This window comes from Cupriavidus sp. IK-TO18, assembly GCF_015549295.1.
Classification (GTDB): domain Bacteria; phylum Pseudomonadota; class Gammaproteobacteria; order Burkholderiales; family Burkholderiaceae; genus Cupriavidus; species Cupriavidus oxalaticus_A.
The window spans coordinates 58,317-70,932 of record NZ_JADGMP010000039.1 but is presented as its reverse complement, the minus strand read 5'-3'; the positions used below and the strand labels follow the sequence as shown (position 1 = coordinate 70,932).

At 66.7% G+C, this 12,616-nt stretch carries 12 protein-coding genes; 4 read left to right on the top strand and 8 right to left on the bottom strand.

Annotation, left to right across the window (positions count from 1 at the left end; all coding sequences use genetic code 11):
- Window positions 1–16: 16 nt before the first annotated feature.
- Together IPF36_RS29835 and IPF36_RS29830 are read right to left on the bottom strand one after the other, a co-directional pair.
- A complete protein-coding gene (locus tag IPF36_RS29835; RefSeq protein ID WP_135702735.1) occupies window positions 17–1,414 on the bottom strand; it encodes a hypothetical protein in 1,398 nt (465 codons plus the stop codon).
- Between the two features lie 301 nt (window positions 1,415–1,715).
- Window positions 1,716–1,961: a hypothetical protein gene (locus tag IPF36_RS29830; RefSeq protein ID WP_195431816.1), complete on the bottom strand. Its 246-nt coding sequence runs from the start codon at window positions 1,959–1,961 to the stop codon at window positions 1,716–1,718.
- Between the two features lie 412 nt (window positions 1,962–2,373).
- Between IPF36_RS29830 and IPF36_RS29825 the strand changes: the two genes are divergently transcribed.
- Complete coding sequence (locus IPF36_RS29825) at window positions 2,374–2,856, top strand: VOC family protein (protein ID WP_195431834.1); 483 nt, start codon at window positions 2,374–2,376, stop codon at window positions 2,854–2,856.
- Between the two features lie 18 nt (window positions 2,857–2,874).
- On the opposite strand, the gene IPF36_RS29820 is transcribed toward IPF36_RS29825, so the two are convergent.
- Window positions 2,875–3,891: an AraC family transcriptional regulator gene (locus tag IPF36_RS29820; protein ID WP_133094616.1), complete on the bottom strand. Its 1,017-nt coding sequence runs from the start codon at window positions 3,889–3,891 to the stop codon at window positions 2,875–2,877.
- A gap of 48 nt (window positions 3,892–3,939) precedes the next feature.
- Window positions 3,940–4,986, bottom strand: coding sequence for an AraC family transcriptional regulator (locus tag IPF36_RS29815; protein ID WP_218959751.1), 1,047 nt, complete (start codon window positions 4,984–4,986; stop codon window positions 3,940–3,942).
- A 191-nt stretch (window positions 4,987–5,177) separates the two neighbouring features.
- Between IPF36_RS29815 and IPF36_RS29810 the strand changes: the two genes are divergently transcribed.
- The 3 genes from IPF36_RS29810 to IPF36_RS29800 are packed head-to-tail and all read left to right on the top strand — an operon-like array spanning window position 5,178 to window position 8,690.
- A complete protein-coding gene (locus tag IPF36_RS29810) occupies window positions 5,178–6,158 on the top strand; it encodes a quinone oxidoreductase (RefSeq protein WP_133094618.1) in 981 nt (326 codons plus the stop codon).
- A gap of 13 nt (window positions 6,159–6,171) precedes the next feature.
- A complete protein-coding gene (locus tag IPF36_RS29805; protein ID WP_135702733.1) occupies window positions 6,172–7,020 on the top strand; it encodes a TauD/TfdA family dioxygenase in 849 nt (282 codons plus the stop codon).
- Window positions 7,021–7,043: 23 nt separating this feature from the next.
- Window positions 7,044–8,690, top strand: a complete 1,647-nt coding sequence (locus IPF36_RS29800; protein WP_195431832.1) for a fatty acid--CoA ligase — start codon at window positions 7,044–7,046, stop codon at window positions 8,688–8,690.
- A gap of 570 nt (window positions 8,691–9,260) precedes the next feature.
- Here IPF36_RS29800 and IPF36_RS29795 read toward each other — a convergent pair.
- From IPF36_RS29795 to IPF36_RS29780, 4 genes are all read right to left on the bottom strand, one after another.
- On the bottom strand, window positions 9,261–10,238 hold the full coding sequence (locus IPF36_RS29795; protein ID WP_133094620.1) for a tripartite tricarboxylate transporter substrate binding protein: 978 nt from the start codon (window positions 10,236–10,238) through the stop codon (window positions 9,261–9,263).
- Window positions 10,239–10,360: 122 nt separating this feature from the next.
- Complete coding sequence (locus IPF36_RS29790; protein WP_133094621.1) at window positions 10,361–11,059, bottom strand: DsbA family oxidoreductase; 699 nt, start codon at window positions 11,057–11,059, stop codon at window positions 10,361–10,363.
- 57 nt (window positions 11,060–11,116) lie between these two features.
- The gene (locus IPF36_RS29785) at window positions 11,117–11,320 is read right to left on the bottom strand and encodes a DUF1289 domain-containing protein (RefSeq protein ID WP_133094622.1); all 204 of its coding nucleotides are present in this window, start codon (window positions 11,318–11,320) and stop codon (window positions 11,117–11,119) included.
- Window positions 11,321–11,406: 86 nt separating this feature from the next.
- Window positions 11,407–12,459: a 3-keto-5-aminohexanoate cleavage protein gene (locus IPF36_RS29780; RefSeq protein ID WP_133094623.1), complete on the bottom strand. Its 1,053-nt coding sequence runs from the start codon at window positions 12,457–12,459 to the stop codon at window positions 11,407–11,409.
- Between the last annotated feature and the right edge of the window lie 157 nt (window positions 12,460–12,616).

Here is a 12,616-nt window from a genome sequence, read left to right as displayed (position 1 = left end):
TCAGCAGGAAAACGCGTTACGAGATGTCTTCCATGTTGTCCTGCTGCGAGCGGATATCCTCCGGACTGAACACGATATACCCGAGCGCCTTCAACAGCTGCACCGCTTCCAGCTCGGCGTCGAGATAGACCGGCCGGTCCGGTCGCCGCAGGCGCGGCGCGGGCTGCCAGCGTGGCAGCCCGCTGGCATGGGGGCCAGCCGCGCCCGGGCCATCCGGTTGCCGCGCGGTCAGGATGCGGCAATGCTCCACGCTGAGCCGCCAGGCCACGTCGACGGCGACATTGAAACGCGCCACGCACAGCCGCAAGCGCTTGAGAGCCTGCAGCCAGCTGATGAAAGTGTCGCGCTTGGATGGCTCGTAGCCCTTGAGCAGCGTAGTGAGCTGATCATGGGCCGCGGGATTGGCCGCTGCCGGGTCGTCGTCGAGCAACGCAAGCTCCAGCGCGACCTGCTGGCACTTGTCCTGATCGTAGATCGTGCACTCGCAGTCGAGTACGCCTTCCTGCAGCAGCTCGCACAGCAGCGCCCACACCCGGGGGTTCTTGTCGAGCCGGCCTTCGAGCGTGGGATCGATCTGGCAGAGGATGTCCGGCAGGGGGCGTTCGGCATCCGCCTGCACGGCATGCGCGAACGCCATCGCGTTGTCCGAGGGCGTATCGCCGCGTGCCAGCCGCTGCAAGGCTGCCTCCTTCAGTTCGTGGATCTCCGCGATGGTGTCGACGGCGTGCTTCCAGGCAAACGCTTCCAGCCCGCCCGCCAGCTTGCGAGCGGGCCTGGCAAGCTGGCCTGCCAGCGTCTGGATGAAGCCGGTGCAGATGCTGCACTGACACTCCAGCCGGCCGGCGTGCAGGAAGCCGGCATACAGGCGCTCCCGATGCCCGCAATGCGGGCATTCCACCGAGAACCCGCCCTGCCGTGCCACGCGTTGCGACGCGAGCAGTCCGTCGACCTGGTAGTGCGCCTGGCCATCGCAGCAAGGGCAGATCCATTCCAGCTTGTGCGCACCGTCGCGCGGCGCGACCGCGCGGTCGAACTGGCGCTCGATCGCGCTGCGCGGAATCCCTTGCGAGCGCCCGAGTACGTCGGCGGAATAGCGCCAGTAGCAGTACGAGTGCGCGGCAGCGGCCGCTTCGGGGCCGAGGCGCTGCAGGGCGGAGATGAGATGCGTGCTGCGCCGGATCTCGTCGGCCTTCGCGTCAACCAGCGCGGCCCCGCCGGGCATCACCGCCTCGAGGGCGGCGCGGCTCTGTGCGAGGAAGTCCGGCACGTGGACGCTGCGGATGAAGTCCTCGTTCTCGAGCCAGAACATATGTCCGGGCAGCGATTCCAGTGCATCGACGCCGGACCTGACTTCCGGCATGCCGGGACAGGCGAGAAACGTGAAGGGTTTGCTGAACAGGAATGCATCGGCCATGTTTTGTCAACGGAGAATCCCGCTCACGGCCGGTACTGCACCGCGTGCGATGGTTTCACCCCATGATTCCAGTCAGGCCGAGCGCGCGGACGGCGCATGCTTCTCGCATCAGCCCGTATTTGGGGAGATTCCCCTTGTCCTTGTTATTGTTAATTCTTGTCCGGCTATGTCTTGTACCGCACAGATTCGCCGTGCCGGTTAGGACAGGATAGGCGACGGTCATGGATCCCCGCAATGATCAATAAGCGACGCTTTCACAATGAGAAATGTGCCGCGCAACCATGCCCCGAAAGGGGCAGGATCAGGAACCGGGCCTGCGGACCGAACGCGCTGGCCACACACCGCCGTCGACCAGCCCGGCGGTAATCTCCAGCAACTGCGTCCACACCATGCTTGCGGCGAGCGTGACCGGCATCGTCGCCGACCGGCAGATCCACACGTGGCGGCTCATGGCGGGCTGCACGCCTTTGATACGTTCTGCCAGGTGGCCGCGACCGACGACGCGAAGGAGGGAATTGCGGCCTTCGTGGAAAAGCGTCGGCCGCATTGGGGGGATAGCCGGGCGCTACGGTGGCCGATCGGATTGTCCACCGTCATGTTGGTCTTAGCGAAGTCGTGGCGGGATGATGGGCACGCCTGTCACTATCCCGGTGCTCCTCAGACGAGAGGCGTACTGACCAAAGGGGCGGCGAAGCTCTCATGGCACTACATGTACCTCGACCACCAAGTGCGTCTGGATGGCGCCACCGTCGCGCCCCTCGGGGGCGGGGCGGATCAAATTGCCGCGATGGGCGGGCACGCTAGCGCCGGCTTATGGCGTCCACGGCATATTGGGGATGCGGCCAGATAAGTCTAATATCGACGCCTGGGCGGCCGACCGGCACACCGTGCCTGGCCGGCGCCCTTGAGTGTTCGACGACCACGGATGCCCCGTGCTCACCTTTCCAAGGAGACACAACATGCCGAGCAAGAATACGATCTGTTTGTGGTACGACCGCGACGCGCTGGATGCCGCGCACTTCTATGCCGAGACCTTCCCCGACAGCGCTGTCAAGGCCGTCCACCGCGCCCCCGGCGACTATCCCGATGGCAAGCAAGGCGATGTCCTGACGGTAGAGTTCACCGTTGCCGGCATTCCCTGCCTTGGCCTCAACGGCGGCCCGCATTTCAAGCACAGCGAGGCGTTTTCCTTCCAGATCGCGACGGACGACCAGGCCGAAACCGACCGCCTGTGGAATGCCATCGTCGGCAACGGCGGGCAGGAAAGCGAATGCGGCTGGTGCAAGGACCGGTGGGGATTGTCGTGGCAGATCACGCCGCGCGCGCTGACCGCGGCGGTATTCGATTCCGATCCCGCGGCGGCCAAGCGCGCCTTCGAAGCGATGATGACGATGCGGAAGATCGATATCGCAAAAATCGAGGCGGCCCGGCGCGGAACCTGATCCCGGCGCGCCTCGGGCCTACGCGTGCTGCGCTTGCTGCGCCTGCTGCGACCGCCACTTCGACACGCTGCAGCCGAACTCGCCGCTGAACCAGCGCGAAAACGTGCTCAGTGAAGTAAATCCCAGCAGCGTGGCCACCTCCGACAGCGGCCTGTCGGGGTTCTCGATATAGCCGACCACCAGCCCCGCACGCACCTGGTTCAGGATCTCGGAATAGCTGGTCCGGTCGCGCGCCAGGCGGCGGTGGATGGTGCGCCGGTCCACCCCCAGGTGTTGCGCCACCCGGTCGACCGAGCACATGCCGGTGGGCAGCAGCACGTAGACCAGCTTGCGCACCTTGTCCGGCGCGGTGGCATTGGCCTGGGCCAGCAGGCTGCCGAGGTAGCGCTTGACCTGGCCTGCCATCGCGGGGTCGTAGGACGGCAGCGGGGCCTCCAGGTCGGCGGCGGCGCAGACGATGCCGTCGAAGTCCTGGTTGAACAGCGGGTCGATGCCGAACACGCGCATGCAGGTCGCCACGCTGGCGGGTGCGGGGTGCGTGAAGCAGATGCTGCGCGGGCGCCACGAAGTCCCCAGGAACAGGCTCAGCATGCGGAACATCACGCCCACGGCCAGGTCGGTGGCCTGGCGCAGCACGCCGGACTCCTCGCTCAGGACCTGGAGCCGGATGATGACCAGTCCTTCGGATTCCTCCAGGCGCATCGCCAGCGATTCGTTCTGCAGGCCCATGTATCGTACCATGGACTCCAGCGCGCGGCGCAGCGTGGGCTGCTCGCGCACCACGAAGGCCAATGGCCCCAGGTTGGAGAACTGGCGCAGCTCCGCCATGCGCAGGCCGAAGTCGTCCACCTGCGCGGCGCGTGCCGACGCGTCAAGCAGCCGTCCCACCAGCGCGGCAGGGATGCGGATATCGGGATCGAGCAGCACGTCGCGGCTGATCTTGGCCGCACGCATCTGCTGGTGCGGATCGAGGCCGACGGCACGTGCCACTTCAACGTAGTTGGTCAGGCTGGCGCTGCGCAGGTAGTAAGACATCGCGTTATCCGATTGTCGCGAAATGCAAGCCGATGGTGTGCGAAGGGCTCATCGTTGCGTGGCCTCGGCACCGGCAGCGCTTGCGTTGCCGCTGGTGTTGCCGTTTGCGTGCCGCCGGCGCCATGCCAGCGGCGGCTCGCCGAACTGGAGCGAGAACCAGCGCGTGAACGTGCTGGCCGAGCTGTATCCCAGCAGCTCCGCCACGCGCAGCATGGCGTATTGCGGGTTCTCCACATAGCGCAGCGCCAGTTCGCGCCGCACTTCATTGAGGATATCGGTGAAGGTTTCGCCGGCTTCGTCGAGCTGGCGCTGCATGGTGCGCAGGCTCAGTCCCAGTCCCTGCGCCACGGCTTCGCAGGTGGCGCGGCCCATCGGCAGCATCAGGTAGACGGCATTGCGCACATCGCGGCCGATGCTGGGCGCGTTGATGCGCGGCAGCGTGTCGACAAAGCGCTCGGCATAGCGGGCCATCGCCGGATCGCCGGTCGGGTTGGGCGCGTCGAGGTCGGCTGCCCGGCACACGATGCCGTTGAATTCGCTGTCGAACTCGAGCGGGCAGCCGAACAGGCGCCGGTGCACGCGCAGGTCGGCGGGCGCCGGGTGCGTAAAGTTGATGCTGAGCGGGCGCCAGTGCGAGCCGAGCAAGGCGCGGCACAGCCGGAACACCACCCCCAGCGCCAGCTCGGTGCCCTGGCGCGAAGGCTGGTCGAGCACGATTTCCTGGCGGATGATGACCGCGCCGCCGGCCTCTTCCAGCAGGATCGACACCGATTCGTTGACCAGGTGCCGGTAGCGGATGATCGTGGCGAGCGCGGCGCGCAGCGTTGGCTGCTGGCTGATCAGCAGGCTCATCACGCCAAAGTCCGATAGCTGCCGGGATTCCGCCATGCGCAGGCCGAAGGTGGGGCAGTCCGCCGCCCTGGCCGCGGCTTCCAGCAGCGCGGCGCAGGCGCCCACCGGGATGCGCTGGTCCGGATCGGCCAGCAGCGCCCGGCTAAGCCTGGCGGTGCGCAGCAAAGGCTGAGTATTGAGGCCGAGCGCGCCGGCCACTTCAAAGAAATTGGTCAGTGCTGCTGCACGTACCAGGGTGTCCAAGGTTGTCTCCCGCTTATGGCGGCTGGCCTTGGGAAGGCCGCCGCATTGTCTTTGCAGCGGCATGATAGGCGGGCTTGGCATGAAATGCAAAGCCGCTGGAGCCTATTGCAAAGCTGCCGCGGCCGCGGCGACCTACATTGGCTGCATGCGCGGCACACATCGGTGCCGCAACGTTCCAAGGAGACAACTGCATGGCAAAGATCGTCCGCATGTATGAGACTGGCGGCCCCGAAGTGTTGCGTTACGAAGACGCGGCGGTGGGAGAGCCCGGCGCGGGACAGGTGCGCATCCGCCACGTGGCGGTGGGCCTGAACTACGCCGACACCTATTTCCGCAACGGCACCTACCCGGTGCCGCTGCCGTCCGGCATGGGCGTGGAAGCCTCGGGCGTGGTGCAGGCCATCGGCCCGGGCGTGACCAACGTTGCCGTGGGCGATCGCGTCACGTATACCGGCTTTATCAACACGCTGGGCGCCTACAGCACCGAGCGCCTGGTGCCGGCGGCGCCGCTGATCCGGCTGCCCGACACCATCGGCTTCGAGACCGCGGCGGCGATGACCATGCGCGGCCTGACTTCGGCGTACCTGATGCGCCGCATCCATGCGTTCCAGCCGGGCGAAACCATCCTGCTGCACGCGGCAGCCGGCGGCGTGGGCCTGATCGTTTCGCAGTGGGCCAAGCTGCTGGGACTGACCGTGATCGGCACGGTGTCGAGCGAGGCCAAGGCCGAAGTGGCGCGTGCCCATGGCTGCGACCACATCATCAACTACAGCCATGAAGACGTGGCCAAGCGCGTGCGCGAACTGACCGACGGCGTCGGCGTGTCGGTGGTGTTCGACAGCGTCGGCAAGAGCACCTTCACGTCTTCGCTGGATTCGCTGCGCCGCCGCGGCACCATGGTCTGCGTCGGCACGGCCTCCGGCCCGATCCCGCCGTTCGACCCGGTGCTGCTGGCGATGAAGGGCTCGCTGTTCCTGACCCGTCCGGCGCTGGCCGACTACATCTTCGATCCGGCCGAGAAGGCGCAACTGGCCGGGGAACTGTTCGATCATGTCGGCTCCGGCCGCATCCGGATCGAGATCAACCAGCGCTACGCGCTCGAAGACGCGGTGCAGGCGCATATCGACCTGGAGTCGCGCAAGACCACCGGTTCGTCGATCTTTGTCATCTGAGGAGCCAAAAGCCATGCGAGTCCAACAACTCACCTGCGCGCTGGGCGCCGAACTGAGCGGCGTCAACCTGGCCGATGCCGTGCGCGACGACGGCCTGTTCGCCGAGATCCGCGCGTTGCTGCTGCAGCACCGCGTGCTGTTCCTGCGCGACCAGAAGTTCAGCCGGGCCGAGCATGTCGCCTTCGCCAGCCGCTTCGGCGAACTGGAAGACCATCCGGTGGCCGGCAGCGACCCGGAACACCCCGGCCTGGTGCGCATCTACAAGACGCCCGACCAGCCCAACGACCGCTACGAGAACGCCTGGCACTCCGACACTACGTGGCGCGAGGCGCCGCAGTTCGGCGCGGTGCTGCGCTGCGTGGAATGCCCGCCGGTTGGCGGCGACACCATGTGGGCGAACATGGCGCTGGCTTACGAACGGCTGCCCGAGCACATCAAGACGCAGATCGCCGACCTGCGCGCGCGCCATAGCATCGAAGCGAGCTTCGGCGCCGCCATGCCGGTCGAGAAGCGCCTGGCGCTGAAGGCGCAGTATCCCGATGCCGAGCATCCGGTGGTGCGCACGCACCCGGACACCGGCGAGAAGGTGCTTTACGTCAACGCCTTCACCACGCACTTCACCAACTACCACACCGCCGCGCGCGTGCGCTTCGGGCAGGACGCCAACCCGGGCGCCGCCGACCTGCTGCGCTACCTGGTAAGCCAGGCGTACATCCCCGAGTACCAGGTGCGCTGGCGCTGGGCGCCCGACAGCGTGGCGATCTGGGACAACACCGCGACGCAGCACTATGCTGTGATGGATTATCCGCCGTGCCACCGCAAGATGGAGCGGGCCGGCATCATCGGCACCAGGCCGTACTGAACCCTGGATTCGAGCGAATGAACATGCAAGACAACCTGATCACGCCGGCCAAGTCGGCCTACGCCTATCCGCTGCTGGTCAAGCAGCTGCTGACCAATGCCCTGAGCCTCTATGGCGACCAGGAGATCAGCTACCGCGGCGAAATGCGCTACACCTTCCGCGATTTCCGCCGCCGCATCGGCAAGCTGGCGTCTGCGCTGGCTGCGCTGGACATCCGCCACGGCAGCACCGTGGCCGTGATGGACTGGGACAGCCACCGCTACCTGGAATGCTATTTCGGCGTACCGATGATGGGCGCCACGCTGTTCACCGTCAATGTGCGGCTGTCGCCCCAGCAGATCCTCTACACGCTCAACGATGCAGGCGCCGCGATCGTGCTGGTGCACCCGGATTTCCTGCCGGTGATCGAGCAGATCCGCCCGCAGCTCACCGGCAACCCGCGCTTCGTGCTGCTGGCCGATGGCCAGGACGTGCCGAAGTCCAGCGTGCCGTTCGCCGGCGAGTACGAGGCGCTGCTGGAGCATGCGCCCGCGGACTTCGAGTTCGCGGATTTCGACGAGAACACCAAGGCCGCCACCTTCTATACCACCGGCACCACCGGCGATCCGAAGGGTGTCTGCTACAGCCACCGCGAGATCGTGCTGCACACGCTGGCGTCGGCGACGAGCCTGTGCTCGCCGCGCGAAGGACAGCGCATGCATCGTGAAGATGTCTACATGCCGATCACGCCGATGTTCCACGTGCTGGCATGGGGCATCCCGTATGTCGCCGTGATGCTCGGGCTGCGCACGGTGCTGCCGGGCCGCTACCTGCCCGACCAGCTGCTGAAATTGCGCGAGACCGAGAAGGTCACTTTCTCGCACTGCGTGCCAACCATCCTGCAGATGCTGCTGCAGGCCTCCGCCAACGGCAAGCCGGACCTGTCGGGCTGGAAGATCATCATCGGTGGCTCGGCGTTGCCGCCCGCGCTGTGCGAGGCGGCCCTGGATCGCGGCATCGACATCTTCGCCGGCTACGGCATGTCGGAGACCGGCCCGATCGTGTCGCTGGCGCAGCTGCCGCCCGGGTGCGTGCCGAAGGACCGTGCCGAAGAAGTGCGCATGCGCTGCTCCACCGGCCGCCCGGTGACGCTGGTGGACTACCGCATCGTCAGCGAAGACATGCAGGACCTGCCGCACGACGGCAAGAGCCGCGGCGAGATCGTGCTGCGTGCGCCGTTCCTGACCAAGGCGTACTTCGGCAAGCCGGCGGCATCGGAAGACCTGTGGGCCGGCGGCTACCTGCACACGCAGGACGTCGCGGTGATGGGGCAGGACGGCTTCGTGCAGATCGTCGACCGCATCAAGGACGTGATCAAGACCGGCGGCGAGTGGGTGTCGTCGATCGAGGTGGAGAATCTGATCACCGAAGTGCCAGGCGTGCTGGAATGCGCGGTGATCGGTGTCCCCGACGCCAGGTGGGGCGAGCGGCCGATGGCGTTCGTGGTACGCAAGCCGGGCGTGGAGGTGAATGCGGAACAGGTCCGCGCGCACCTGCTGGGCCACGTCGAATCGCAGCGCATCAGCAAGTACGCGGTGCCTGAAGCCGACCGCATCACGTTCGTCGAGGCGATCCCGAAGACCAGCGTGGGCAAGATCAACAAGAAGCAGCTGCGGGAAGACGTAGCCTGAAAGGGAAGGTAAGGAGCTTGGCGCCAGTCCTCGGGCGGGGACTGGCGCTTTTTTTTTGTTGAGCTTGCGAAAGGGCGACGCGCTTTCGCCGGCAAGTAGAAACGCCTCCCGAGAAAGGCGTGCGGGGGGCTGACGAAGCCTGGTGCCGGCAGCGATGCTTGCCATGCGCCTGCCCTCACCCTCTCTCGCGCAAGCGGAGGAAGCAGCGCAAGCGCCGGCGCAGCCAGCACTCGAGATCGCGCAGCACGCTTGGCCACTCACTGAAGCCGAAGTTGCCCAGCCCAGTGCGACCAGGCCTCGTATCTGATTTCTGTTCGTCAGGTCGTGGCTTTGCTCCACGCTTCCTTCAGACCCCACCTCATGGTGGAGCCCTTGCGCTTCGCTAATCCTTCACCACCATCAGGTTGGATAGGGGACCTGCACCCCCGAGCTGTTGGGCATGCTCGGCACACATGAGAAACGCCTCCCGAGGGAGGCGTGTGGGTGCGACGAAGCCTGGTGCCGGCAGTGCTTACTCCCCTCTCCCATTTATGGGAAAGGGAAGCAAACCAGTGGAACAAAAGCGCCCGATCAAGGCTGGATATTGAACGCCTTCACAATCGCGCCGTTGCGCTCGAACTCTTCGTGCAGCGACTGCCCGAGCTGCTGCAGCGACTGTGGCTGCATCGGCTCATAGCTCAGCGCCTGCATCCGCTCCTGCACCTTGGGCGTCGCCGCGGCCTTGTAGGTCGCGGTCTGGATCTTCTGCGCCAGCTCGACCGGCACGCGCGCGGAGGCGATCACGCCAACCCAGTTGCTGAACTCCACATCGGGATAGCCCAGTTCGGCGAAGGTCGGCACCTGCGGCAGCAGCGGCGAGCGGTTCTTCGATGCCACGGCGTACGGCTGCAGCTTGCCCGCCTTGATCATCGGCAGCGACGTCACCATGCCGTCGTACATCACGGCGATCTGGCCGCCCATCACCTGGGCCAGCGCTGGCGCCGAGCCGGCGAACGGCACGTGCTGCAGGTCCATGCCGGACTTCTGGTTCACGATCACGCCCGCGTAGTGCGAAGCGGTGCCGGCGCTGTAGGAAGCGAAGCTGAGCTTGCCGGGGTTGGCACGCGCGTAGCTCACCAGGCCGTTGAAGTCCTTGGCGGGCAGCGTCGGCGAGCCCACCAGCAGCAGCCGCGAGCGGGCCACGGCGGCCAGCGGGCGGATGTCCTTCATGGTGTTGTAGGGGGTCTTCAGCACGTGCGGCACTTCGGTCAGCACGTTGGTCGCGGTCACCATGATGGTCTGGCCGTCGGGCGGCGCGGCCAGCATCGCGCTAATCGCGATGCCGCCGCCGGCGCCCGGCTTGTTGTCGACCACCACGGGCGTGCCGAGGTCGGCCGAAAGCTGGTCGGCCAGCAGGCGTGCGATCACGTCCATGGTGCCGCCGGCAGGCGCCGGCACCAGCATGCGCACGGGCTTGCTGGTCCAGGCCATCGCGGCCGGCATCGCCAGTGCCAGCATGGCGGCAACCGCGGCGTGGCGGGGACGGAACAGGGTGGGGCGGGTTGGCATGGTTGTCTCCGTTTAAAGATATGAGATGAAACTTGCCCATGCCAGCCTTCTTGTCGGGATGGTCATGGGCTCAGGTTGAAGAGATGGGGGCGCGCGCCGGTTTGAATACCGGCGGGGGAGCTTCAGCCGGCAGCGAGCGTGGCGCGCTGCTTCGCGCGCGCAAGGGCCCGCTGCATGGCTTCGACCAGCACCGAAGGCGGCCGGGCGCCCGACACGCTGTGCGTGCCGTTGAACACCACATGCGGCACGCCGAAGCCGGTGCGCAGCGGCGGGGCGTCCGGGTCGTGCAGCGGGGGCAGCCAGTCCAGATCGGGCAGGTCGCCGTCGGCGCCTGCGTCAGGCAGTGCGATGCCGCAGGCTGCCGCGGCGCGCCGCAGGACTTGCGGATCGCCGATGTTCTCGGCGCGGATGAAGTAGCGCGTGAACAGCTCGTCCAGCAGCGCCGAAGCGGCCTCGGGGCCGGCTTGCCTGACGGCGTGGCGGACCAGCCGGTGGGCCAGCAGCGTGCTGGGAAAGGTCTCGATGCGATCCAGCGCCAGCGTGATGCCGGCTTCGCGCGCGGCAGCGCAGACTTGCGCCTGGCGCGCGGCCATGGCCTCGGGGCCTCCCAGCCGCGCGAGGTAGAACTCGCGGTAGGGCCTGCCCTCCGGTGGCGTGGTCGGGATCAGCGGATAAGAGTGCCAGGCGACCCGGACGGCAACTTTCGGGTACTCCCGGGCGAGCCATTCAATGGCGGTTTCGAGGTGCTTCTTGCCGATCATGCACCAGGGGCAGATCAGGTCGAAGTAGGCATCGACCGTAAGCGTCGTGGGGTGGGTCATGGCAGCAGCTTGATGGCGCCCGCCGCCGCATGCGTGCCTGGCGGCGGGCGAGGGGAATCAGGGGGCGGACGCGGCTTGCGCGCGGCGCCAGGGCTGGCGGGCGGGCAGCTCGGCCAGCACCTCGGCGCGTCGGGCCTCGGTCATCCGGTCCCAGGTGCCGATTTCCAGCGGGGTCCTGCCGCAGCCCTGGCAATACTTCCCGGCCACGTCCAGGCGGCAGATGTTGAGGCACGGATTGGCGACGGCGGGGGCAGGATTCATGGCTTCAGCGGTGTTGTGGTTCGGGCAGGCGCGTGGGGCGCCGATGCCCGGCCGGGGCGGGACGCCCCGCGGCCGGGCGATGCGCGTCAGGCGCGCACCGGCAGGTTCTTCTGCCCGGGCTTGCGGTTGGGCGCCATGCCGTGCGCCGCAAGGGTTTCCTCGGCGCTGTCGTACCAGGTGCCGATGCGGTAGATCTCGCGCGCTTCCTTGCCCGAGGCGATCTCGCGGCCCAGTTCCTTGGCCACCCGCACGCATTGCTCGATCTGCTGCACCGAGGTCATGCGGTTGCCGTGCTGGTCGATGATCGTGTCCTCGATGCCGCAGCGCGGGTGCAGGCCCATCGCCATCGCCATCATGTTGAACGGCAGCACGTTCTTCAGCAGCGACTCGGCGGTCAGCGTGCAGCCGTTGGGCGCGCGGTGGATGAAGTTGAAGAAGTTGAACGGGTTGGGACCGTCGAAGCCGCCGCCGATGCCGATCCAGGTCAGGTTCAGCGGGCCCATGTACTTGCCGGCGCGCACCATCCGCTCGAGGGTTTCGAGGGCGTGCATGCCGGTCAGCTGGAAGTGCGGCTGGACGCCAGCGTTGCTCAAGCGGCGCAGGTGCTCTTCCACCCAGCCCGGGCCGGCCGGCACGGTCATTTCGCGATAAGCTTCGACGTAGGCCGGATGGGACAGCGAGGTACCCGCGGTGTATTCCGGGTACAGCAGCTCCATGATGTTCATCTGCGTGGTGTTGATCGCCACGGTGACCTGGTCCGGCTTCGGGTCCAGTTCGGCCAGCATGTGGCGGGTGTCGTCCGACAGCCACTTGGCGGCCTGGCCGTCGTCTTCCGGCGCGAACGAGATCGAGCCGCCGACCTGGATGATCATGTCGGGCACGGCTGCGCGCACGCCGGCGATCAGCTCGTTGAACTTCGACAGGCGCTTGGAACCCTTGCCATCCAGTTCGCGCACGTGCAGGTGCAGCACGGTGGCGCCGGCGTTATAGCAGTCGACGGCCTTCTGCACCTGCTCTTCCATGGTCACGGGGATGTCTTCCGGGAAATCTGCCGGCATCCATTCCGGACCGTACGGCGCCACGGTGATGACCACCTTGTCCATGTTCTCGGGGTGCAGGGAATCGTCGAGGAATTGCATGCTGTTGCTCCTGGGTGTTGTCGGCAGGCGGTCCGGGCAGAACCTGCTGGTTCGCGTTCCGTCGGCCTGTTTTCATCGTCATTCGATGGCCTGAAGTATCGGCGAACGGCATGAAGCAATTTGACGATCCGGGACGATCGCTTGACATTTCGGGACA

Coding starts and splice junctions, on each gene's coding strand:
- IPF36_RS29835 (WP_135702735.1), bottom strand. CDS start 1,414: ATGGCCGATGCATTCCTGTTCAGCAAACCCTTCACGTTTCTCGCCTGT.
- IPF36_RS29830 (WP_195431816.1), bottom strand. CDS start 1,961: ATGCGGCCGACGCTTTTCCACGAAGGCCGCAATTCCCTCCTTCGCGTC.
- IPF36_RS29825 (WP_195431834.1), top strand. CDS start 2,374: ATGCCGAGCAAGAATACGATCTGTTTGTGGTACGACCGCGACGCGCTG.
- IPF36_RS29820 (WP_133094616.1), bottom strand. CDS start 3,891: ATGTCTTACTACCTGCGCAGCGCCAGCCTGACCAACTACGTTGAAGTG.
- IPF36_RS29810 (WP_133094618.1), top strand. CDS start 5,178: ATGGCAAAGATCGTCCGCATGTATGAGACTGGCGGCCCCGAAGTGTTG.
- IPF36_RS29805 (WP_135702733.1), top strand. CDS start 6,172: ATGCGAGTCCAACAACTCACCTGCGCGCTGGGCGCCGAACTGAGCGGC.
- IPF36_RS29800 (WP_195431832.1), top strand. CDS start 7,044: ATGCAAGACAACCTGATCACGCCGGCCAAGTCGGCCTACGCCTATCCG.
- IPF36_RS29795 (WP_133094620.1), bottom strand. CDS start 10,238: ATGCCAACCCGCCCCACCCTGTTCCGTCCCCGCCACGCCGCGGTTGCC.
- IPF36_RS29790 (WP_133094621.1), bottom strand. CDS start 11,059: ATGACCCACCCCACGACGCTTACGGTCGATGCCTACTTCGACCTGATC.
- IPF36_RS29785 (WP_133094622.1), bottom strand. CDS start 11,320: ATGAATCCTGCCCCCGCCGTCGCCAATCCGTGCCTCAACATCTGCCGC.
- IPF36_RS29780 (WP_133094623.1), bottom strand. CDS start 12,459: ATGCAATTCCTCGACGATTCCCTGCACCCCGAGAACATGGACAAGGTG.